General features: G+C 63.7%; 1 pseudogene. It reads right to left on the reverse strand.

Annotated elements, in window-relative coordinates:
• Window positions 1-259: pseudogene (locus ACZIRK_RS45655) on the reverse strand (transposase); the annotation flags it as partial.

Consider the following 259-nt stretch of genomic DNA (forward strand, 5'->3'; position numbering starts at 1 on the left):
TTTTGTATGGCTTGCGCATGCGCCGATGGATGATGCGCTGCTCCCCTAGATGCAGGTCATTGCCGAGCTCCTTCGCGAACGCTGCTGCGATCTTTGTCGGCGCCGGTGGGCTTGCTGCCGCGAGCCTACCCGATCGGGCGTCGACACGCGTGCCGAGCTCCGCCTGGGCGTCTCTCATCTCGGCCAGCAGGGCCACGGGATCGAGCGTGCGATGAAGCTCTCGAAGACGCCGTTTGACTACCTTGCTCAACCTCGGATG

It is taken from the genome of Bradyrhizobium sp. Leo114 (genome assembly GCF_055229415.2).